This is a genomic window from Beijerinckia mobilis (assembly GCF_000745425.1).
GTDB lineage: Bacteria > Pseudomonadota > Alphaproteobacteria > Rhizobiales > Beijerinckiaceae > Beijerinckia > Beijerinckia mobilis.
In genome coordinates this window covers 362,533-385,609 of record NZ_JQJH01000002.1, presented here as the reverse complement: position 1 = coordinate 385,609, position 23,077 = coordinate 362,533, and the positions used below count along the sequence as shown (strand labels likewise).

The following is a 23,077-nucleotide window of genomic DNA, read 5'->3' as shown; positions in this document are numbered from 1 at the left end:
TGGTTCCGTCGATGCGGGATGACGGTGAAGCCACACTTCACCGCACACAAATTGACATACAAGAAGATACATCCTGTCCTTGGGAGGAGACATGCAGCTCAGTCGCGAAGACCTGCTTACCGCCTATCGCACCATGCGGACGATCCGTGACTTCGAGGAACGTCTGCACATCGAATTCGCAACCGGCGAAATTCCTGGCTTCGTCCATCTCTATTCTGGTGAAGAAGCCTCGGCTGCCGGCATCTGCATGCATCTCACCGAACGTGACCACATTGCCTCGACCCATCGCGGCCATGGCCATTGCATTGCCAAGGGCGTCGACGTCATGGCGATGATGAGCGAGATCTACGGCCGCAAGGATGGCGTATGCGGTGGCAAGGGCGGCTCGATGCACATAGCCGAGATCGCCAAGGGCATGCTCGGCGCCAATGGCATCGTCGGCGGTGGCCCGCCGCTCATCTGCGGCGCGGCGCTCACCGCCAAGACCTTGAAGACCGGCGGTGTCGCGATCGCCTTCTATGGCGATGGCGCCTCGAACCAGGGCACCACCCTCGAAAGCCTCAATCTCGCCAAAATCTGGAACCTGCCGGTCATCTTCGTTTGCGAAGACAATGGCTATGCCGAAGCAACCTCGTCCTCCTATTCCGTCGGCGGCACGCAGACCAAGCGGGCGGAAGGTTTCGGCATTCCCTCAGTGGAAGTGGACGGCCATGATTTCTTTGCCGTCTATGACGCAGCGCGTGAGGCCATTCAAAGGGCACGTGCGGGCGGCGGCCCCAGCATGCTGCACGTCAAGACCTATCGCTATTACGGCCATTTCGAAGGCGACGCGACGACCTATCGCGAGCCGGGTGAAGCCGAAAAGGTCCGCAAGGAACGTGATTGCCTGGTGGGCTTCCGCGGCAAGGTGACGGAAGCTGCGCTGCTCGAAAACAAGGATCTCGACGCGGTGGATGCCGAAATCGCTGATCTGATCGAGCGGGCGGTGAAACATGCCAAAGCGGCGCCGCTACCGACCGAGGAAGACCTCCTCACCGACGTCTACGTTTCCTACTGAGGGCCGCGATCATGAGCAAGAAAAGCTATCGGCAGGCGATCAATGAAGCCATCGCCAGCGAAATGCGCCGCGATCCGACTGTCATCGTCATGGGCGAGGATGTCGCCGGCGGCGCCGGCACCAAAGGTCAGCAGGACGCCTGGGGCGGCGTGCTCGGCGTCACCAAGGGGCTGATCACCGAATTCGGTCCCGAACGTGTGCTCGACACGCCGTTGAGCGAGGCAGGCTATATAGGAGCTGCGGCCGGTGCCGCCGCCACCGGCCTCCGGCCTGTCGCCGAACTGATGTTCATCGATTTCATGGGCGTCTGTTTCGATCAGATTTTCAATCAGGCGGCAAAGTTCCGTTACATGTTCGGCGGCAAGGCGGTGACACCGCTCGTCATTCGCGCCATGTATGGCGCGGGCTTCCGCGCGGCGAGCCAGCACAGCCAATGCCTGTATCCGCTGTTCACCCATATTCCTGGCCTCAAGGTGGTCATTCCCTCATCACCCTATGAGGTCAAGGGCCTGCTGATCCAGTCGATCCGCGACAACGATCCGGTCATCTTCTTCGAAAACAAGGTCATGTATGACGATATCGAGGAAGTGCCGGACGAGCCCTATACGATCCCCTTCGGCGAGGCGAATCTGACGCGCGAAGGCGATGACGTCACCATTGTCGCCATCGGCCGCATGGTGAAAATGGCCAATGAAGCCGCCGACCGCCTCGAGAAACAGGGCATCACCTGCAACGTCATCGATCCGCGGACGACATCGCCGATGGATTTCGATACGATCCTCGATTGCGTCGCCGATACCGGCAGGCTGGTCATCGTCGACGAGGCGAGCCCCCGCTGCAACATGGCGACGGACATCTCCGCAGTCGTCGCGCAGGAAGCCTTCGGCGCGCTGAAAGCGCCCATCAAGATGGTCTGCCCGCCGCATACGCCGGTGCCATTCGCGCCCAATCTCGAAGATCTGTTCGTACCCAATGCCGACCGGATCGAGAAAGCCGCCAAGGCTTTGATGAATTACCAGATCAAGGAGCCCGCATGATCACCGGAGAGATCAAGGCCATCACCATGCCAAAATTCGGTCTCGCAATGACCGAAGGCAAAGTGGCTGCCTGGATGAAGTCGGTCGGTGCCGAAATCAATGTCGGCGATGACATCGCCGACATTGAGACGACCAAGATCACCAATGCCTATGAAAGCCCCGTCAAAGGCGTTTTGCGCCGGCAGGTCGCGCAGGAACAGGAAGAACTTCCCGTCGGCGCACTCATCGCGGTCGTCGCCGACAAGGAGACGACCGACGCTGAAATCGACCAGTTCATCGAACGCTTTCAGGCCGAATTCTCGAGCGATCAGGCCGCGGGCGAGACAATCGCCGCACCGGAGCCCAAAGCGATCGATGTCGGCGGCCGCAAGATCCGCATTCTCGACACCGGCGAAGGCGAGGGCGCACCGATCGTCTTCGTGCATGGCTTCGGCGGCGATCTCAACAATTGGATGTTCAACCAGCCTCCGCTCGCCGAAAAACGCAGGACGATTGCCATCGATCTGCCGGGCCACGGCGGTTCCGCGAAGGAAACCTCGGGCGACCTTACGTCCCTCGCCGCGACCGTGGTGGAAACACTGGAGACTTTGGGCATCGGCCAAGCGCATTTCATCGGCCATTCGCTCGGCGGTGCGATCGTTCTCGCGCTGGCGCTCGAAAAGCCGGCCCTTGCGGCCTCGCTCACCCTGCTCGCTCCCGCTGGTCTCGGCGATACGGTCAACCGGAACTATACGGAAGGCTTCATCGCCGCCGACCGCCGCAAGACGCTGAAGCCAGTGCTGGAACTGCTTTTCGCCGACCCGTCCCTCGTCAGCAATGACATGATCGACGATCTCATCAAGTTCAAAAGGCTCGATGGCGCGATCAATGCCATGCAGGCTATCGAGCAGGCCAATTTCAAGGAAGGCAAACAAAGCACCAATTTTGCCTCCCGCATCGGCGAAATCAAAGCGCCGATCACGATCATCTGGGGGCGGCAGGATCAGGTCGTCCCGATGACGGATCCAGCACAATTGCCGCAAACACTGGCGTTCCATATTCTCGAAAAAAGCGGACATATGCCGCAAATGGAACAATCTGCCGAGGTCAACGGCCTCATCGACACTTTCATCGCGAAGGTGAACGGCTAGAGTGTTTCGGATAGTTCCGAAACACTCCCCACAAAACAGTCAGGGCATTTTCTCAACAAGAGACGAAGCGTTTCAAGCTAATTGGAAAATGCTCTAGGGAGAGTTTTAGGACGGGTTATCCCCTTCCCATCCGTCTTGACTCTCCTTGAGTGACCAGGCCCGACCCAACCGGGCCTGGTCACCGTAAAACATACCGGTCCGACATCAGCAGTCGTATCGATGAAGACAAGGAAACGCATTCAAAACAAAAACGGCGGTCCTTGCGAAAGATCAGCGTGCGAGATCAGCATATAAGATCAGCACTTCAAAACAAAAACAAACCATCTCGGGAGGATGGCATGACCAAGAAGACCCGCGCGCGGGGGCGCGGATCCTGTGTATTTGCGTTCTGCATCGGTCTCATGAGTCTGGGGGACGCCGGTTTCCAAACCGGTTTCATCACCAAAGCCAAAGCCGATACGACCGATCAATTGCTCGATCAGCTACGCGCCAAGGGCATTCTCACCAAGACCGAATATCACACCCTGAAAGACCGCCACATACGCGAAAAGCAGGAAAGGGCGAAGGCGACAACCGTCCCCTCGCGCCGTGTCGTGACGAAGGATGGCGCGCCGGGCATTCCCAGCGATCGCTACGTCACCCGCCTCAAGGATGGAATCGGGGTGCGGATCGGCGAGGTCGATCTCAGGCTGACGGGCGTTTTGAGTTTCTTCGCCACACAGGGTTTCAAGACAAGCGGCAATGCAACCGTCGCCGGTGGCCTTCTCGCCCCCAATGTGACGAATAATTCCAGTGCGATACGCGCCGGCTATCTGCCAAGCAATCTCGTGACCAATCTCACAACGCGCCAGGAAGGTCTCGATCTCAGCTTCACGCTCGGCCTCTATACCGGCGGCAACAATGTCTCGGTCGGCAAATTCAACGCCAACAACGGCGGCACCGCGACAGCGCTCGGCACGCCGGGCATCGATCTGAGACAGGTGTTCGGCACCATCGGCACGCCCGAATTCGGCGTCGTGAAGATCGGCCGCGATCTCGGCCTCTTCGCCGCCGACGGCGTTCTGAACGATGCTACCATTCCCGGCGCCGGTTTCTTCTCCGGCAATGCTGCGCCGGGCGATGCGACGCTGGGGCGTGTGGGCTTTGGCTATTTCTACATGGATTGGCTGCCGCAGATCACCTATACGACGCCGGATCTCGACGGTTTTCTCTTTTCCGTCGGCGTCTTCTCGCCGCTGCAGCAATTCGATTATTCGGGCTTTTCCGGCGACATGACGGGGCATGACCAGCCGGGTCTCCAATGGCGACTGAAATATGTCAAGGCTTTCAGCGACGACACGAAATTCATGGCCTGGAGCTCAGGCATGACGCAACAGCATCGCGCGGAACTCAATGACAATGTCGTCACGAGCGGAGGGGTGGCGCCAGGCGCCAAGGTGCGCTCCACCGCCATCGATATCGGGGCTCGCCTCGATACAGGCCCCGTCAGCCTTCTCGCCTATGGCTATTATGGTCAAGGCATGGGCTCGACCTTCCTGTTCTTCGATGGCGTCACCCGCACCGGGCAAACACGCAATTCCTACGGCGGCTATGCACAGGCGAGCTACACTTTCGCAAATCGTTTTTCTGTCGGCGGTTCATGGGGCATCAGCCTGCTCAATGCCGATTATGGCGATCCAACCACTCTGCTCCGCTCGAATTCGTCGACCATCGGCTTTGCCCGCTACAAACTGACCGATTGGGTCAGCCTCCAGGGCGAATTCATTCATGTGATCTCCCGCAATCAGGCGGGAGGAACAGTCAGCGGTAATGGTTTCGTGCTCGGCACATTCATGTCGTTCTGATTGAATCGAAGACCCATATCGGCATCCCTGATCTTGGCAGGTTTTCCGCGTCGAACCGACAAGCGGATACGCCATTGCGGCAACGCGCATGAACATTAATTGATAAACAATATCGAACGGGAGGATCTGCATGAAGCTCGAAGGCAAAGTGGCACTGGTGACGGGCGCCGGTCAGGGTATCGGCCGCGGCATTGCTTTGCGGCTCGCCCAAGATGGCGCGTCAATCGCGATCGCCGATGTGAAAAAGGACAAGGCCGCGGCCGTCGCAAAGGAGATCGAGGCGCTCGGGCGCAAGGCGACGATCTTCATCGCCGATATCAGTGACAGGGCGCAGATCCATGCGGCTGTCGAACATACAGAATCCACATTGGGCGGTTTCGACATTATCGTGAACAATGCGGGCATCGCTCAGGTCCAGCCGATTCTCGATGTCACGCAGGAAGAAGTCGACCGCATTCTCAAGATCAATCTCGAGGGCGTGCTCTGGGGCATTCAGGCCGCCGCCGCGAAATTCAAGGCGACAGGACGCAAGGGCAAGATCATCAATGCTTCTTCCATCGCCGGTCATGATGGCTTCGCCCTGCTCGGCGTCTATTCCGCCACCAAATTTGGCGTGCGCGCTCTGACGCAGGCCGCCGCCAAGGAGCTCGCGCCTTTCGGTATCACCGTCAATGCCTATTGTCCCGGCATTGTCGGCACGGATATGTGGGTAGAGATCGACCGGCGCATGGCAGAAGTCACCGGCGCCGAAATCGGCGCAACCTATCAGAAATATGTCGGCAGCATCGCTCTCGGCCGCGCAGAAACGCCGGATGATGTCGCGGCTCTCGTCGCCTTCCTCGCAGGACCTGATTCCGACTACATCACCGGCCAGGCCATCATCACCGATGGCGGCATCGTCTATCGCTGATACATCACGATCATACTATCCGACTGCGGGGTTGCGGTAATCCGCCGACCGTCATGGATCAAGGCAAGGCGGATCCATGAACCTTATTATGAGACCGCCCGATAGACGGCGGTATAGGGGAGGATAAATCATGCAGGCATTGCGTTTTCATGCAGCGAAGGATCTGCGGATCGAGGAGATCGACGGGCCACCGGAAAAGCTTCTCCCCGGCGAGGTTCTCGTCCGCAATCGTTTCGTCGGCATTTGTGGAACGGATCTCCACGAATATTCCTACGGTCCCATTTTCATTCCGAAAGACCCGCATCCTTTCACCAGGGCGCATGGGCCACAGATCCTCGGCCATGAATTCGGCGCCGTCGTCGAGGCCGTGGGCGAGGGTGTCACCAACGTAAAGCCCGGCGATCGTGTCTCCATACAGCCTTTGATCATGCCACGTTCGGGCGATTATTATGCCGACCGCGGCCTGTATCATTTGAGCTCCGATCTCGCTCTCGTGGGCCTCAGCTGGGCCTGGGGCGGCATGGGTCAGAAGGCCGTATTGCATGATTATAATGTCGTAAAAATTCCCGATGCCATGAGCGATGAGGAGGCGGCCCTCGTCGAGCCGAGCGCCGTCGGCGTTTATTCCTGCGACCGTGGCGGCGTCAAGGCTGGCGACAGTGTTCTCGTGACGGGCGCCGGCCCCATCGGGCTCCTCACGCTCCTCGCGGCCCGCGCGGCGGGAGCCTCGCAGCTCTTCATATCCGATCTCAACGACGCGCGGCTCGCCTTTGCGCGCGATCTTTTGCCGGATGTCATTACCATCAATCCGAAACAGGATCATGTGGGAGAAAAAGTGCGTTCAGCAACCGAAGGCAAGGTCGGCTGCGATGTCGCTATTGAATGCGTCGGCAATGAACATGCGCTCAAGGCCTGTGTCGATGCGGTACGCAAACAGGGTGTCATCGTCCAGACGGGGCTGCATCCCCATCCCAATCCGATCGACTGGTTTCAGGTCACCTACAAGGATATCGATATAAGAGGCGCCTGGGCCTATCCGACCCATCTCTGGCCGCGCGTGATCCGCCTCATCAGTTCGGGACAATTACCGGCGAAAAAAGTGGTCACGCGCAAGATCAGGCTGAACGACGCGGTCAGCGGCTTCGACGCCCTCCTCGATCCCGCGGGCGAGCAGATCAAGATTCTGATCGACGTCCAATAATATCACGTCTCAATGAGCCACTGTCATTGAGACGTGCCCCCGCGACGGCGAGGCGGCGGCTTTCCGCCGAACCTTATAAATCCCAACGGATTGGGATTTATAAGGCTTCGTATGGGATACTCTCTCACAAACGAAACGCCGATGGTTATCCCATCGGCGTTCTTCCTATCCTCTCACTCTTATTTACTCATTTCGCCATGCGCGCCTTCATGGCGTGGTCGGCAAGCGTCTTGCCGAGAGACCAGACGGCTCCCGGCACCTTGTGGCTATCCGCGATCACCGTCTCGAAGGCACGTTCGATCCAGTCGCAATCGCCATCATCGATGACGAGCGGCGGCAACAATTTCACCGTATGACTCGCATGGCCGGCGACCTGGACGAGGATCTTGTGCTCCTTGAACAGCGGGATGGTGATTAGCTGGCAGAATAATCCCGCATTGACCGTCTCGAGCAGGGTCCAAGAGGCTTTCAGCTTGAGCGAACGCGGCGCGCCGAATTCAATGCCGATCATCAGACCCTTGCCGCGCACCGCATGCATCAGTTCGTAGCGGTCGAGCAGACCCTGGAAGAAGGTCAGCAGCCTCTCGCCATGCCGCGCGGTTTTCTCGACGAGATTTTCCCGCTCGATGACCTCAAGCGTCGCTAGCCCCGCCGCCATTGCGAGATCATTCTTGGCGAAAGTGGAGCCATGGACCACCGCGCGGTCCATGCGGGAGAAAGTCTTTTCGAAAACGCCCTTACGGGCAAGGACGGCGCCGACCGGCACATGGCCGCCGGACAAAGCCTTGGCGATCAACACCATGTCGGGCTCGACGCCCCAATGGTCGATGGCGAGGAATTTCCCGGTGCGGCCGAGCCCGGTCTGGATTTCATCCGCGACGAACAGAGTGCCATATTTGCGGCAGAGCGCCTGGACACCGGCCAGATAGCCATCGTCTGGAATATGCACGCCCTTGCCCTGGATCGGCTCCACGATGAAGGCGGCGACATCCTGTTTCGCCAGCGCCTTTTCGAGCGCGCCAAGGTCGTTGAAAGGCACGGCACGGCAGCCGGGTAAGGTTTCGCCGAATCCTTCCCGGAAAATGGCGTCGCCGTTGAGCGACAAGGCTCCATAGCTCAATCCATGGAAAGCGTGTTCGCAATAGACGATGCCGGAACGGCCGGTCGCCCGGCGGGCGAATTTGATCGCCGCTTCCACCGCTTCCGTACCGGAATTGCAGAAGAACACCTTATCGAGGAAAGGTGTGTAAGTGAGCAGCCGCTCGGCGAGCACGCCCGCCAGAACCGAGACATCCATCTGGACGAGATTGGGGAGATCGGCGGCCAGGACGCTTGTGAGGGCCTCGCGCAGGAGCGGGTGATTGCGGCCGATCGCAAAGACCCCCCAACCACTCAACAGGTCGAGATAGCGCGCATCATTGCGGTCATAGAGATAGGAACCGTGACCGCTTTTGAACCCGACATCATAGCCGATGGTCTGCAGAACCTTGACCATCATCTCGTTGAGATGCGTCAGATGCAGGCCGTAGCGATCGGACTCGCGCGCGGCGATAAGCGCCGGGATATCGTAGGAGCCGTGAGCACCGGCAGATCCCAAAGCGTTCAAGTCTCGCGCCGGAAGTGTGTTCATTCCCGCCTCATCGATCGAATTATGAATGGAGTGACCGTTTCAAGATTCCCGGACCATCCGGCCATTGCGCAAAAGCTGCCCGCCCGCGCGGCCGTGTGATTCGTATCCCATGCCGCTGGAACGTTTCGGTGGCCGAAATCGCTCCGCTCTAAAATTCAAGGCATTTTCAAAACAATAAAATCGCGAAGCGATTCAACATTGGCGGAAAATGCCCAAGAGCACCAGTCGCGGAATCACCATTATTCCGCCGGTCTCTTCGATTTTGTAGCCGCAACGGATGGTTCAGAACAGGAATATCCTCGTTGCGGTTCGCTTCCCAAGCTGATTACCGCGAGAATCGCCTGCCAAGCAGCCTCTTTTCGCGACGCCCCGCCGGATTCGCCGCAAGCCGCCATCAGCAAGACCCGAATTCCACAGGAATGAGCTCCGGGTCCCATTCTTGCGAATTATTCCAATGATTTACCAGCGTGCACGCCTTATTCCTACGGGAATGGTGGTATATAACGAGCTTAGCAGCCTTGCGCCATCCGCAACGCTTCAAGGATTCGCCGCCACGAGGCAGCCCCTCAAGGAAACCGCATAAAATTCTCGGGAGGATCTCGAAGTCGATGGTCAAAGCCGAACGTATCAAATGGATGGATACAGCAAGAGGCATCGGTATCCTCCTTGTCGTCATGGGCCATGTCGAACGCGGGATCGTGAACGCGGGAATCGCCACTGAGACCTATTGGCTCAATCTCGATTACACGCTCTACATCTTTCACATGCCATTGTTTTTCTTTTTGTCAGGTATCAACGCACCGCATGGCTTGAAGACCGGCGTGAGACCCTTTCTGCAAAACAAGCTGCAGACGATCCTCTACCCCTATTTCCTCTGGTCGATCATTCAGGGCGCGATCCTCATTTCCCTCTCTTCGGTAACGAATGGAAGCACCCACCTGAGCGACCTTCTGGAAATCGGCTGGGCGCCGATGGGTCAATTCTGGTTTCTTTATGTTTTGATGCTCTGCCAGATCCTCGTCTGTATCGTCTACCGGTCTCGATTTCTCGTCATAGCCACCGCGCTCATCATGCTGGCGCTCAGCTATATCGTGCCGCCCCTGGATAGCGGCGTTCCGCACCAATTGCTGCATTCGGCGCCCTTCTTCCTGGCGGGTTTCGCCTTGTGCGACCCATTGCACCAATCCTCGCCCGAGGGACGATTCGCGCCCTTTCTCACCCTTGCGTCAGGCCCGGCCTTCATCGCGCTCACCATTTCGGCAAGCCTCATCGCCTATCACCTGCCGGATGCCCCGATCGCCCTTCCCGCCACGATCGCCGGGATCACGCTCGTCATCAGCATGTCCATGATGATGACGGGTCCCGTTCAGGATATTCTCGGCGCTCTCGGCGTGACTTCGATGACGATTTTCGTTCTCCACATCCTGGCCGCCGCCGGATTGCGCATTCTCTTGATGAAAACACGCCTCATTCACGCGGCACCGGTCTATTTCATTCTCTGCAGCTTTGCGGGCGTCGCATTCCCCTATGCGATCCATCTTTTCCTGGAGAGGAAAGGATGGCTACCACTGTTCGGCTTGGCGAAATGGCCTCGGTCCACGCCCTTGCAGGCACCATTCGATAAAGGCAAATTTAAAAGGGCTGGCCAATGAGGCGTCAAACCGGCCGCCTGGAGCGTTTCCGGAGAGATCCAAACGCTCCAATCGGAGATGTTTCAATGCCGATGCAAGACGTGGATTGGATCAATGATCCATCGCGGCCTCTCTGGGGGAGGCTCCGGAGGGGACCATATAATGGTGGGCGCGACAGGGATCGAACCTGTGACCCCTACCATGTCAAGGTAGTGCTCTCCCGCTGAGCTACGCGCCCGAGCTTTGCAACACCGGCACCTGGAATGATCCGGCGGAGGCTGCTCGTTAGTGGGGTTCCTATATCGGGTTGCCCGAGCCGAGGCAAGCGGCAATCGGCGCTATTTTACGTTTTGACGAATTTCACCCCAGGCTAGGCATCAACGTCCCATACCAAGTCTCCTTGATCGCAACCTGTTGCGATCAAGGAGACTTGGCGGAAAGCCGCCGCCCCGCATCGCAGGGCCAAGTCTCTATGAGTCATGCTCATTGAGACTTGGTATCAGATCAGTCCCCGGTGCATATAATTCGTCAGAACGGGCCTCAAACAGCGCGGAGCAGCGCCAGCAATTGGCCGTGGATCGCCTCGTTACCCGCGCAGATCGAGCCCTTGGTCAGCATATCCCCTCCGCCTTCCGCGTCAGTGACGAAACCACCCGCCTCGCGGATCATGAGAATGCCGGCCGCCATGTCCCAGGATTGCAGGCCACGTTCCCAGAAACCATCATAGCTGCCGGAGGCGACATAACAGAGGTCGAGCGCCGCCGCGCCCAGACGCCGGACATTGCCCACCCGCGCCATGACATGGCCCAGTTCAGCCTTGAATCGCGGATGATCCTTGGCCTTGCCAAGATGCGGCACGCCGCAGCCGATCAGCGTATCGGCGAGTTCCCGCCGCTGCGCGACGCGCAACCGACGATTGTTGAGGAAAGCGCCCTGGCCCTTTTCCGCGACGAACATATCTTCAGTCACCGGATTATAGACGAGGCCAGCGACGATCTGCCCCTCGCGTGCAAGGCCGATCGAAATGGCGAAGATGGGCAGGCCGTGCAGGAAGTTGGTGGTGCCATCGAGCGGATCGATATACCAGGTATGGGTCTTGTCGCTGCCCTCGTGAATGCCGCTCTCCTCCATCACGAAGCTATAGCCGGGGCGCGCCCGCGCCAGTTCCTCGTACAGGGTTTTTTCGGATTTCTTGTCGGCCATCGAAACGAAATCACCCGGTCCCTTGACGGAGACCTGCAGATTTTCGACCTCGCCGAAATCGCGCTTGAGGCCGCGTCCGGCCTTTGTCGCCGCGGCGGTCATGACATTCATCAGGGCGGATCGGATCATGGCCTCTACCTTTCGTGCCAAATCCTGCCCCTCACGGCTGCGCGGGCCAGCGCGGCCATGAGGAAAAAGCTTTGGTCTGTCTTTTCGGAAAAATGTCGCTCGCATATAGAGCATGAAAACGGAAAGGGGAATCCCGCGCGCCGTTTCGCGGTCAGGAGCATTTTTCGAGAATATTGAATCGCTTTGCGATTCCAGGGCTTGAAAATGCTCCAATTTTTTAGGAGAGCGTTTCTGGATATATCCGAAACGCTCTATGATTTTCGCGGCCAGGGTCCCGGCACCAAAACCGGGGAAGAAGTCGCTGGCACAGTCCTGTCGGCAATCGCTGGAAGTGTGGGAAGAGAGGCAAACCGTCGATCCTGAGCGAGGGCGATTCGCGTCAGCAGAGTCACCGGCATGCTCAGGAGAAGGGCGGTATTGGTGCTGTGGTGACTGAAGATCACCATATCCGGCAGATGGCCCCAGGAATTCAGCCATCCCAATCCATCGAAAACGCCGAGAAACTGATGGTAGCCCGCAGCCTTGCGATCCTCGGCGATGGGGCAACCAAAGGTGATGATCCGCAATGGCTCCATCTTTTCGGGCGCAAGATCGGCAAGCGCGTGGCTGACCGCCAAGGCCCCCTTGCTGTGACCGAAGAGAAAGGCGATGCCACGCCCCCGGGCGTTTTCAAGAATATGATGGAGGACCTCCGGCGCGTCACCGGAATAGCGAAACAGGAAGGCTCCGGGGAACGCCCAGGCGCGCTCGGGCAATTGCGCCAGGGCTTTATGACCGATCGCGGCAAATTGCGGCGCCACCAGAGCAAGAACGGACTGGACGAAGGAACCGATCCAGTCCGTATGTTTGCCATAGCCGAAACAGGTTTCGCAGATCTGATGAGCGACATCGGCAAGTCCATAGCCCGGCACAATAGCCGCGACCGGCTCCCCGAGCGCCACCGACACATTCCAGGCGAAACTGACGGATCCAAACGCCGAACTGCCGGCCCCGGTAATGGAGACCGCGCGGACTGCCGCCGCATCCGCCCAGTTCAGAAAATCCGCAACCTTCTCAAACCGGACGATATAGGGCGGCCGCCCGGCGTCGACGACGATGATCGAGCCTTCGGGATTCGACAAAGCACCGAGATCGAGGGTGCTGAAGGCCCGCGTCATTTCCGCAAGGCTCGCCGAGACGAGATCCTCACGGCCACCGACGACAATCGCGCCACGCCAGAACAATTCCCAGGCAACGACCTGGACATCGTAATAGAGCGCGTCGAGCATCGTATTGGCGAGCTTCATGGCGCGCAGCATGGGCTCGATGAGAGGTCTCGACGCCTCAAGCCAGAAAGGTGTCCCGCCTCGCGCTACCTGCATCCGATTCTCCATCGCTCAAGATCGCTGTACCCAGGTTCGCCCCATTTCGACGACGCGGCCGCACGATGAAAATGCAGAGTGCGATCAGACGGATTTAATCATCGGCGCGTCGCATGTATGTGACTTCATTGGTATCGACGACGATGCGCTCGCCCTTTTCAATGAAAGGCGGCACGAGCACACGCAAACCGTTTTCAAGAATCGCCGGCTTGTAGGTCGATGTCGCCGTCTGGCCGCGCACCACCGGATCAGCTTCGGCGATTTCCAAAGTGACATAGGCCGGCAGTTTGATGCTGATCGGCCGCGCCTCGTGCATGCGCAAGGTGATTTTCATACCGTCCTGCAGGAAGGCGGCGCGTTCCCCGACCCAATCGGCGGCGAGTTCGATCTGTTCGTAGCTTTCGAGATCCATGAAGACCAGAGAATCGCCCTGCGCGTAGAGAAAGCTGAAATCCTTCAGTTCGAGCTCGACTTCCTCGACCGTGGCATCGGCACGGAAACGCTCGTTGAGCTTGCGCCCATCAATGAGATTTTTGAGTTCGACCTGGTTGAAGGCGCCGCCCTTGCCGGGCTTGACGGTCGTCGATTTGACGGCGGCCCAGAGGCCCCCGTCATGTTCGATGACCGTTCCGGGCGTAATCTGGTTTCCGTTGATCTTCGGCATGGGTTTCCTGCAATCCGCTCCCGATCCGCGTCAGGGCCGGCTTTCGAGCCCGGCGCGTTTCATTTCAGCGTTCCATCGTGGCCTTTCCATCACGACAAGGCCTCTTGCTTTCAGACCTTCATTGCCCTTCCACCGCATGGGCGTCAACCGGTGGCCCCATTTGCATCAAAGCCAAAGCGGACAGGTAAAGATGGCACTGGCGCGTCTCAGGCGAAAGGATAAACCTTGCCCGGGTCACCGAGAGCACAGATCACGTTCCATTCATCCTCGCTGACCGGCTGCACGGACAGGCGGGAATTATTGACGAGAACCATTTGCTCGAGGCGCGGATCGGTTTTGATCTGATCGAGCGGAACCGGCTTCGTCAGCGGTTGATAGGCGCGGACGTCGACCATGCCAAATTTGCCGCTTTCATCCGAAGGATCGGGATAATAGGGCTTGATGACCTCGACGATGCCGACGACGGCCTTGCCGATATTCGAATGATAGAAAAATGCCTTTTCGCCGACCTGCATGGCCATGAGATGTTTTTTGGCGAGATGGTTGCGCACGCCGTTCCAGAACGTGCCATCACGCCCGGCTGCGATCTGATCGTCCCACGACCATTTGTTCGGCTCGCTCTTGATCAGCCAATGTGCCATCTCCTCCCCCAAACCTCACACGGGATTATACCAACGGTCATAAGAGATGACCGTTGGACCGTTCTAGAATTTTCGCCATCGCTTTGAAAAAAGCGAAAATTCAAGAAAGGAACCGAAAGCCGTTCTTTACGACCTCCGGTATGACTTCAAGCAAGTTCCGGCCGTGCCGGCCGCGCGAGCAGCGCCGCTATGGCCGCATCGACATCCATCCGTTCACCGAGGACGGCATCGACCGCCGCCGCGATCGGCATGTCGATGTTTTTGGCGCGGGCAATATCGTTCAGAATCCCGCAGGTAAAATAGCCCTCGACGAGACCGATCGCCGAACGCGCCTGCGCGATGGAAGCGCCCTGCCCCAAAGCGAAACCGAAGGAATAATTGCGCGATTGCGCCGAGCCGCAGGTGAGAACCAGATCACCGAGCCCGGAAAGACCAGCGAGCGTTCCCATTTCGACCCCGAAAGCGCGGCCGAAACGGCAAAGCTCGGCAAAACCGCGCGCGATCAGGGCTGCCCCGGCGCTCGCGCCAAGATCACGGCCCGCTGCAATGCCATTAGCTATGGCGAGCACATTCTTTGCCGCTCCGCCGAGTTCGACACCGCGCACATCATGGGACGAATAGAGCCGGAACCAGGGCGCGGCGAGCGCCTCGACCAGAGCATCGGCAAGAGCGGGATCATAGGCGGCAAGCGTCACCGCCGTCGGTTTTCCGCGCGCCACATCGACCGCGAAACTCGGCCCGGAAAGGACGGCGACCGGCTGATCGGCCAGAACGTCAGCGACGACTTCGCTCATGAACAGACCGGTCTCGTGTTCAATCCCCTTGCAGCAAAGGACGATCGGCGTACCGGCCGGCAGGTTCGGCGCTGCGGCTTCGAGGACGCCACGCAGGGCCTGTGCAGGGACAGCCGCAATAATCAGATCCGCATTCGCGACGACGCCGAGGTCATTGGTTGCATGAAGGGAAGAATGCAGCGGAATTCCAGGCAGATGCCGCGCATTGACGCCTGTCGCCACCATTTCGGCGACATGGGCCGGGTCACGTGTCCATAAAGCGACAGTTTCAGCGCCCGCCCGCGCGGCCAGATTGGCGAGCGCGGTGCCCCAGGCTCCGCCACCGAGAGTCGCGATCCGCCGCCAGCGCGTCATCTTCAGCCTCTCTCCAGACCCCGGCCAATACCCGCCCCACCCTCACGGGATAGACCCGCCACGCCGCAAGCGGGGAGCCGTATCTTCCGGCCTCATGCTCATCGAGAGATGGGCTCGGGATTAGCCCGCGTCGCAGGCATAATCTGTCGAGCGGAACCATGCAATGGTTTGACGAGATCCAGGATTTGACGAGAGCCGGCGAAATTGCGCGATGGCAGGATGCAACAAGGGCGGCAAAGCCGCCCTCAAGAGTCTCCTGCGAGAAGCAGAAGCAATTGCTTTAACGCCCTTTAAGCGGCGAGAGTGCCGCCACCGACGAAGCTGCGGACGAAGGCATCGGACCAGCGGGCGATCCGCCGGTCATGCCAGCACCAGCTCTGGATATGGCGATGCGCCGGCTGGGCATTCGGCTGACGCAGACGGAGGTTGGCGCGGGCAAGCCAGCGGCACATGATCGCGATCGTCACTTCCGGATGGAACTGCAGCCCAAAGGCGTGTTTTCCATAGCGAAAGGCCTGCGCCTCGAAATCCTGCCCCTTGGCGAGCAGGGTCGCGCCCCGCGGCAGGCAGAAGCCCTCACGGTGCCACTGATAAACCATATCCGGGAAACGCTGCGCGCAAATCCTGTGGCCCTGCTCCGTCGGATGGATCCGGTAATAACCAGCCTCCACCTTGCCCTGCGGATGCGGCGAGACCGTCTGGCCGAGATGGCGGGCAAGCATCTGCGCGCCAAGGCAAATGCCGAGGAAGGGTTTTTCCTCCTTGAGCGGCACGCCGATCCAGTCGATCTCGCGCCGGATCCAGTCTTCGCCGTCATTGGCGCTCATCGGGCCACCGAAAATAATGGCGGCCGCATAATCACCCATGGAACACGGCAGAGGATCGCCGAAACGCGGACGCCGCATGTCAAGCTGATAGCCCTGCGTTTCCAGAAGCCGGCCGATACGGCCGGGCGTCGAATGTTCCTGGTGAAGAACAACCAGAATTTTGTTGGGGACGTCTTGGATCGCTTCCATAATCCACAAATTTACTAGAAAAATGGAATAATGTCGAGGGAATCACATGCCGTGCGACAGGAAACTTGCGGTTCTGCTCGAACCTCCTCGTGCCGTCCGGAATAGAACGCCGAGCATCTGCCCGTATCCTCACAAAGAGGACAACACACAAAATTTACCATTTTCTTTCGTTTCTGGACATACCCGGAAAATGAACGATCCCCCAGAAGGATCAGCGCAGGATCAGCGGGATGGTTTATTCACCGTTTCCCTTGGACGCTGCCGATCACGCGCAGCAAAAGGCCATCCGGGATCAGAGGCACGCACCATTCTGTCAGCTTGTTCAGCAGGCCCGGGGTAATGACGCCGCGGCCCGCCATGAGACCGGCATAACCAGCCTCAGCCACTTTTGTGGCACTCGCCTCCGGCATTCTGTTTAAAGCAAGACTTGTTCCAAACCCCGCGACTTCCTGGAATTCCGTCCGCGTAACGCCGGGGCACAGGACGCTTACATTGATGCCTTCGGAGCGCAATTCTTCCCGCAAGGCACGGCTGAACGAGAGAACGAAGGCTTTCGAGGCGTAATAGACGGCAAGACGCGGACCGCCGGGCAGAAAGGCGGCCACGGAGGCCACATTCAGGATCTTGCCGCGCACAGACCGGATCTGCGGCAGGAAATGCGCCGTCAGCGCGACAAGCGCCCGGATATTGACATCGATCATCGCCAATTGATCGGCAGTCTCGCGCTCATCCACCGCACCGAGCAGTCCGAAACCCGCATTGTTGACCAGGATGGCCGGAACGGCGCCCGCCGCCACCAAGGCCTCCGAAAGCCGTTCGGCGGCATCGGCTTGCGCAAGATCGCAGGGAAAAACCAGAGGACGCCGTCCGCCACGCAGGGTAATTTCCTCAGCCAAAGCCTCGAGCCTTTCGGCGCGCCGCGCGACAAGACCCACGTCATGACCTTCGCGTGCGAAGATACGCGCGAGCTCGGCGCCAATTCCGCTGGAAGCGCCTGTAATCAGAACGATTTGCCGTTTCCCGTTCATCTTTCGCCTCGAAACTCACCGCGCAACGCATCGGGGCCGGCGGCCTATCGTCATGGGAGCGATCCTTACGGAAGCGATCATTCCGCCAGAACGTCGGTGCCGTCGGGCGGCAGATCCATCGCCCGCCGCCGGGCTTGAGGCGACACATCGAGAAGTTCCGTGATCCTTTTGATCATATTCTCCTCGAATTCATGGATCCGGCCGTCGGCTTCAGCAATATCCCACATCATCATGACGACGCGGGCACGGGCCTCCTCATCGAGATGACGCTTCAGAACATCGGTGAATTCGGAAAAATCGGCGGTCACTCTGTCGCTCGCCTCGGCCTGCCGCAGCAAGGCGCGGCTCGCCTTGCGGTCGAGGCCGAAACGCTCTTCGACAAGGCTTTGTAGCTTGTCGCGCTCGGCAGCGACAGTCTCGCCATCGACATGGGCGACATGCACCATGAGCGCGACGGCGGCGAGACGGAAATCATCCTCGGAAAAAACCGGATCGGGTTCAGGCAGATCCGCCAATCGATCGATGAATCGCTTCAGGGCGTCGAACATGCCGGTCGGTTCCAAAAGGGAAAGGGATCAAACACAATCGAAAAGAAACGCGCGAAAAGGAACACAGGCCATCCGGAGCGGATCGGCAAGGCCCCAAAGAAAATGCAAAGGGATTGCGTTCAGGCTGCAAGGCCCGCAACAGATGGAATTTTCTTTAAAGCATTTTCTGAGTGAAGCGTTTCTGGATCTAGAGCATTTCCAAGTGGAGCCGTTCGAAAACATCCGAACATGCTCTAGCCGAAACACTCTAGCCCGCCGCCCTGACCGCATAATGACACTCAGCCGGACGGCAGCTTAAACCAAGCGCGGCGCCCCTGAACCCGATCCCATGACGGCATCCATGAGCGCACCCGCAGATCAGCCATAAGGTCAACGCAGGACAAGGCAGGTCCAGTACCCTTCCGGCCGATGATACGAATGCCGCATCTTGGTCATATAGGCGTCGCAACTTTTTTTGGAAGGGAAACACAAATGCTCGTCGCGCCAGTCGATGACCTCGCGACCGATGACATCCTGCACACCGCTCGGACGGCCACCGGAGAAATGCCCATACCAGACATCATCCCAAGGGAGCATCGAGGCATTGGTCTCGGTCAGTGAGAAGCCCTTGAGGGCACAGGGCACGCCGTCCTCCGGGGTCGTGTCGGGCACATCCGATAAGGAGGCGACATCGGCGGCATGGCCCGGCACGCTGCCCATAATGGCTCCCGGCAAACCGGCGAAAAGGGTGAGGACCACGGCCAAAAGACCGGCGAATGAAGCTCTGGATGCGGCCATGGAGTCCTCGCTAGATGAAACTTGGCTAGATGAAACTCGGCAAGATGGAACTTGGCAGGCTGAAACTTTAGGATTCGGGAAAATGCCTACTGGTTTTAGTCTGCGGAAAAGGCCAAGCTCTTTCAATCGTGAAATCGCGCGCGCCGCAAGCCCCTCCCCGCTTCGCAAGCGGGTGATGCCGGGAAATTCCGCAAAATTTTCCGGCACTGTTGCGCAAAGGCGGAATATTTCGCAAATCGCAGTGCCACTTTCATCGCCGATGCACTAGAAACCCCTTTCAGTGCATCAGACCATCGGCTCTTTGCCAAGGCTCTTTAGTCAAGCAGCAAGGCCAAGCTCAAGCAGAACGTCCATGAAATTCACGCTGTCCTGGTTGAAGGATCATCTCGATACAGAGGCTTCTCTCGACACGATCGTCGAAACGCTGACGAATATCGGCCTGGAGGTCGAGGCCGTCGAGGATCCGGCCAAGGATTTGCGCGATTTCATCATCGCCGCCGTGATCGAGGCCGAGCCACATCCCAATGCCGACCGCCTGCGTGTCTGCAAGGTTGATATCGGCACGGGCCAGCTGGTGCAGGTCGTCTGCGGCGCACCCAATGCACGCGCCGGCATGAAAACCGTCTTCTCACCGCCCGGCACCTATATTCCCGGCAAGAAGATCACCCTCGGCAAGGGCGTCATCCGCGGCGTCGAATCAGACGGAATGCTCTGTTCCGGCGCCGAACTCGGCCTTTCCGACGATCATGACGGCATTCTCGATCTGCCGGCCGATGCTCCTGTCGGCGCACCCTATGCCGTCTATGCCGGGCTCGACGATCCGATGATCGACATCAACCTGCTGCCAAACCGGCCCGACGCAATGGGTGTCGCGGGCATCGCGCGCGATCTCGCCGCCGCCGGTCTTGGCATCGTTAAGACGCGCGACATTGCGCCCATCGCCGGCGCTTTCGCCGCCCCCGTCGAAGCCCGCATCGAGCTGCCGGAAGGCTCCGAGGCTCTCTGCCCCGTCTTCGCCCTGCATTTGGTGCGTGGCGTTCGCAACGGGCCAAGCCCGGACTGGCTGCAGAAACGGCTCAAGGCGATCGGCCTGCGGCCGATCAACGCCCTCGTGGACATCACCAATTATCTCGCCTTCGATCGCGCCCGCCCGCTGCACGTCTTCGATGCCGACAAGATCAAGGGCGCCGTCACCGTTCGCCTTGCGCGCTCTGGCGAAACGCTCACCGCGCTCGACGGCAAGACCTATTCATTGACGGAGACCATGGTCGTCGTCGCCGATGAGGACGGCGTCGAATCTCTGGCCGGTGTCATGGGCGGCGCGGCGACCGGCTGCGACGAGACGACCACCAATGTGCTGATCGAATCGGCCCTTTGGGATCCGGTCAATATCGCCCGCACCGGGCGCGCGCTCGGCATTAATTCCGATGCACGCTATCGTTTCGAGCGTGGTATCGACCCCGCCTTCACCATGCCCGGCCTCGATCTCGCGACAGCTCTCGTGCAGGAATTCTGCGGCGGCGAGCCTTCGGAGGTGGTCGTCGCCGGCGCGGTACCGCAACCGGAAACGAGGATCGAATTTCCCTGGAGTGAGGTGAATCGCCTGACCGGCGTCGATCTCGATCCCTCGGTCATGGCCGGCATTCTGGAAAATCTCGGCTTCCAGCTGATGAACCTGCCCGGCAACAGCAATCTCGTCCTCGTCCGGGCACCGAGCTCCCGGCCGGATATCGAAGGCAAGGCCGATATCGTCGAGGAAATCATCCGCATCGCCGGTCTGGCGAAAGTCGCCTCGCAGCCGCTGCCACGCGAAGGCGCCCCGCTCGTCTCGCCGGTCCTGACCCTGGCGCAAAGGCGCACCCGTGTCGCCAAGCGGGCGCTCGCAGCCAATGGCCTTGTCGAGGCGGTGACCTGGTCCTTCATCGACAAGAAGGAGGCAGCCCTGTTCGGCGGGGCCACGGCCGCGACGCTGCTCGCCAATCCGATCAGCGCCGAGCTTTCGGCCATGCGGCCGAGCCTCCTGCCCGGCCTGCTCGCCGCCGCCAAGCGCAATGCGGCACGCGGCTTCAAGGATGTCGCTCTGTTCGAAGTCGGCCAGATTTTTCAGGGTGATGGCGAAGCCGACCAGAAGACCGCCGCCGCCGGGCTCCGGCAGGGATATGTCCAGGACAAACATTGGTCCGGCCCGGCGAAACCTGCCGATGCCTATCACGCGAAAGCCGATGTGCTGGATCTCCTGAACACGCTCGGCGTCTCACTCGGCGGCTTGCAGATCGTGCCCGGCGACGGCAGCAAGGGTGGCAAGGATACGACCCGTTCCGATGTCTGGCACCCCGGCCGCTCGGCAAATCTGCAATTCGGACCCAAAAATGTCATCGGCACCTTCGGTGAACTCAATCCGCGCCTGCTCGGTGCGCTCGACATGGAAGGCCCCGTCGCCGGTTTTGAAATCCGACTCGACGCTCTGCCGTTGCCCAAAGCCAAACCGACAAAAGCGCGTCCAAAGCTCGATCTGTCCGATTTCATGCCTCTGCGGCGCGATTTCGCCTTCCTCGTCGATCGTTCAGTCGCGGCTGCCGATCTCATCAAGGCGGTCCAGGGCGCCGAGCGCGCGCTGCTCGCCGGCGTCGATGTCTTCGACGTCTATGAGGGCAAGGGTGTTCCGGAAGGCAAAAAATCGGTCGGCATCGCCATCACGCTGCAGCCACGCGACAAGACCCTGACGGAAGCCGAGATCGAAACGATCGCGACGAAAATCGTGGCAGAGGCCGGAAAGAAGACCGGCGCGGTGTTGCGGGGGTGATGAAAGGCATCTCGAGCATTTTCGCTTCGGATTGAATCGCTACGCGAGTCAAATGAGTTGAAAATGCTCTAATTTTCCTCGGGGGAGCAGTTCGGAAACATCCGAACATGCTCTAGCCTGCACGTTTCATAAACCGGCGAAAGCGAAAGTATGACGCCCATGTCTCGGGGAACCGCCAGGACATGGGTGAATACATGCCCCGGCGGCCCAATCGTCGTCAGAACGTGCTTCAGGCTGTCAGAACAACCTTCAGCGCCTTCTCGCGCGCGGCATTGCCAAAAACCTCGTAAGCATCGAGAATTTCATCGAGCTTGAAACGGTGGGTGATCAGCTTGCTGGGATCGACCTTGCCCGCCTGCACGGTCTTGAGCAGCATCGGTGTCGTGCTGGTGCAGACAAGTCCCATCGAAATATTGATGTTCTTGATCCAGAGTTCCTCGATATGCAGGGTCACTGGCGCACCATGGACACCGACATTGGAGATGTTCCCGCCGGGCGAGATGATCTTCTGGCAGATATCGAATGTTGCCGGGATGCCCACCGCCTCGATTGCAACATCGACGCCCAGGCCGCCGGTCATGGCCATGACGGCTGTCACCACATCCTCGGCGCCCACCTGGACCGTATCAGTCGCGCCGAACTGCCGGGAAAGGGCAAGGCGAGCCGGATCCATATCGATCATGACGATACGAGCGGGCGCGTAGAACTGCGCGGTCAGCAAAGCTGACATGCCGACAGGACCGGCGCCAATGATGGCAATTGTGTCACCGGGCTTCACGCCGCCGGCCTGCACACCGATCTCGAGCCCGGTCGGCAGAATATCCGAGAGCATCACCAGGGCCTCTTCGTCGACGCCCGCCGGGAGCGGATAAAGCGAATTGTCGCCATGCGGGATACGGACATATTCGGCCTGTGTGCCGTCTTGCCGGTGGCCAAGGATCCAGCCGCCGTCAGAGCAATGAGCGTAAAGCTGGCGTTTGCAATTCGGGCAGGCCCCGCAGGATGTGATGCAGGAGATCAGCACCGCATCGCCTTTCTTGAAGTTGCGCACTGCGGGGCCGACTTCGTCGACGACACCGACCCCTTCATGGCCGAGCGTGCGCCCCTCATCGACCGTGGGCACATCTCCTTTCAAAATGTGCAGATCGGTGCCACAGATCGTCGTCTTGGTCACTTTGACGATGACGTCGGTCGCCTTCTGGATCGAGGGTTTTTCCTTCTCGATCCAGGCTTTCTTGCCCGGCCCCTGATAGACGAGAGCTTTCACTGCGTTTCTCCTCCTGGTCGCAAATTTTCTGTTCGCTGGCTGGTCAGGCCGC

The 23,077-nt window shown here is 59.3% G+C and carries 19 protein-coding genes and 1 tRNA gene; 8 read left to right on the top strand and 12 right to left on the bottom strand.

The window, feature by feature from the left end; all coding sequences use genetic code 11:
* The first annotated feature begins 91 nt into the window (after positions 1-91).
* From DL88_RS03940 to DL88_RS03915, 6 genes are all read left to right on the top strand, one after another.
* Positions 92-1,057, top strand: a complete 966-nt coding sequence (locus DL88_RS03940) for a thiamine pyrophosphate-dependent dehydrogenase E1 component subunit alpha (protein ID WP_034991873.1) — start codon at positions 92-94, stop codon at positions 1,055-1,057.
* An 11-nt stretch (positions 1,058-1,068) separates the two neighbouring features.
* Positions 1,069-2,094, top strand: coding sequence for an alpha-ketoacid dehydrogenase subunit beta (locus tag DL88_RS03935; protein WP_034991870.1), 1,026 nt, complete (start codon positions 1,069-1,071; stop codon positions 2,092-2,094).
* Positions 2,091-3,224 carry an acetoin dehydrogenase dihydrolipoyllysine-residue acetyltransferase subunit gene (locus tag DL88_RS03930; RefSeq protein WP_156970918.1) on the top strand — a complete coding sequence of 378 codons (1,134 nt, stop codon included), beginning with the start codon at positions 2,091-2,093 and terminating at the stop codon, positions 3,222-3,224. The genes DL88_RS03935 and DL88_RS03930 overlap by 4 nt, the downstream gene beginning before the upstream one ends.
* Before the next feature lie 338 nt (positions 3,225-3,562).
* Complete coding sequence (locus tag DL88_RS03925; protein WP_034991867.1) at positions 3,563-5,068, top strand: hypothetical protein; 1,506 nt, start codon at positions 3,563-3,565, stop codon at positions 5,066-5,068.
* Positions 5,069-5,198: 130 nt separating this feature from the next.
* Positions 5,199-5,978 (top strand): acetoin reductase, encoded by a 780-nt coding sequence (locus DL88_RS03920; protein WP_034991864.1) that lies wholly within the window; start codon positions 5,199-5,201, stop codon positions 5,976-5,978.
* A 130-nt stretch (positions 5,979-6,108) separates the two neighbouring features.
* Positions 6,109-7,179 (top strand): 2,3-butanediol dehydrogenase, encoded by a 1,071-nt coding sequence (locus tag DL88_RS03915; protein ID WP_034991862.1) that lies wholly within the window; start codon positions 6,109-6,111, stop codon positions 7,177-7,179.
* Positions 7,180-7,366: 187 nt separating this feature from the next.
* Here DL88_RS03915 and DL88_RS03910 read toward each other — a convergent pair whose 3' ends face one another.
* The gene (locus DL88_RS03910; RefSeq protein WP_051955552.1) at positions 7,367-8,809 is read right to left on the bottom strand and encodes an aspartate aminotransferase family protein; all 1,443 of its coding nucleotides are present in this window, start codon (positions 8,807-8,809) and stop codon (positions 7,367-7,369) included.
* 608 nt (positions 8,810-9,417) lie between these two features.
* Here DL88_RS03910 and DL88_RS03900 point away from each other — a divergent pair.
* Positions 9,418-10,461, top strand: coding sequence for an acyltransferase family protein (locus DL88_RS03900; protein ID WP_034991857.1), 1,044 nt, complete (start codon positions 9,418-9,420; stop codon positions 10,459-10,461).
* A gap of 142 nt (positions 10,462-10,603) precedes the next feature.
* Here DL88_RS03900 and DL88_RS03895 read toward each other — a convergent pair.
* From DL88_RS03895 to DL88_RS03850, 10 genes are all read right to left on the bottom strand, one after another.
* Positions 10,604-10,678, bottom strand: a tRNA-Val gene (locus tag DL88_RS03895).
* 302 nt (positions 10,679-10,980) lie between these two features.
* Positions 10,981-11,772 (bottom strand): inositol monophosphatase family protein, encoded by a 792-nt coding sequence (locus DL88_RS03890; protein ID WP_034992346.1) that lies wholly within the window; start codon positions 11,770-11,772, stop codon positions 10,981-10,983.
* A 251-nt stretch (positions 11,773-12,023) separates the two neighbouring features.
* Positions 12,024-13,133, bottom strand: coding sequence for a hypothetical protein (locus DL88_RS03885; RefSeq protein ID WP_034991853.1), 1,110 nt, complete (start codon positions 13,131-13,133; stop codon positions 12,024-12,026).
* Positions 13,134-13,227: 94 nt separating this feature from the next.
* Positions 13,228-13,797: an elongation factor P gene (gene efp / locus DL88_RS03880; RefSeq protein ID WP_034991849.1), complete on the bottom strand. Its 570-nt coding sequence runs from the start codon at positions 13,795-13,797 to the stop codon at positions 13,228-13,230.
* A gap of 206 nt (positions 13,798-14,003) precedes the next feature.
* A complete protein-coding gene (locus DL88_RS03875) occupies positions 14,004-14,438 on the bottom strand; it encodes an EVE domain-containing protein (protein WP_034991846.1) in 435 nt (144 codons plus the stop codon).
* A 146-nt stretch (positions 14,439-14,584) separates the two neighbouring features.
* Entirely contained in the window at positions 14,585-15,586 is a 1,002-nt protein-coding gene (locus DL88_RS03870; protein WP_034991844.1) for an NAD(P)H-dependent glycerol-3-phosphate dehydrogenase, read from the bottom strand.
* A 290-nt stretch (positions 15,587-15,876) separates the two neighbouring features.
* Positions 15,877-16,602 carry a glutamine amidotransferase gene (locus tag DL88_RS03865; protein ID WP_034991841.1) on the bottom strand — a complete coding sequence of 242 codons (726 nt, stop codon included), beginning with the start codon at positions 16,600-16,602 and terminating at the stop codon, positions 15,877-15,879.
* A 239-nt stretch (positions 16,603-16,841) separates the two neighbouring features.
* Positions 16,842-17,630 carry an SDR family NAD(P)-dependent oxidoreductase gene (locus DL88_RS03860; RefSeq protein WP_034991838.1) on the bottom strand — a complete coding sequence of 263 codons (789 nt, stop codon included), beginning with the start codon at positions 17,628-17,630 and terminating at the stop codon, positions 16,842-16,844.
* 77 nt (positions 17,631-17,707) lie between these two features.
* Complete coding sequence (locus DL88_RS03855; protein WP_034991832.1) at positions 17,708-18,178, bottom strand: tellurite resistance TerB family protein; 471 nt, start codon at positions 18,176-18,178, stop codon at positions 17,708-17,710.
* A 369-nt stretch (positions 18,179-18,547) separates the two neighbouring features.
* Entirely contained in the window at positions 18,548-18,955 is a 408-nt protein-coding gene (locus DL88_RS03850; RefSeq protein ID WP_034991827.1) for a hypothetical protein, read from the bottom strand.
* A gap of 352 nt (positions 18,956-19,307) precedes the next feature.
* On the opposite strand from DL88_RS03850, the gene pheT reads away from it, so the two are divergent.
* Entirely contained in the window at positions 19,308-21,758 is a 2,451-nt protein-coding gene (gene pheT / locus DL88_RS03845; protein WP_034991824.1) for a phenylalanine--tRNA ligase subunit beta, read from the top strand.
* 229 nt (positions 21,759-21,987) lie between these two features.
* Here pheT and DL88_RS03840 read toward each other — a convergent pair whose 3' ends face one another.
* On the bottom strand, positions 21,988-23,025 hold the full coding sequence (locus DL88_RS03840; protein WP_034991822.1) for a zinc-dependent alcohol dehydrogenase family protein: 1,038 nt from the start codon (positions 23,023-23,025) through the stop codon (positions 21,988-21,990).
* Positions 23,026-23,077: the final 52 nt, after the last annotated feature.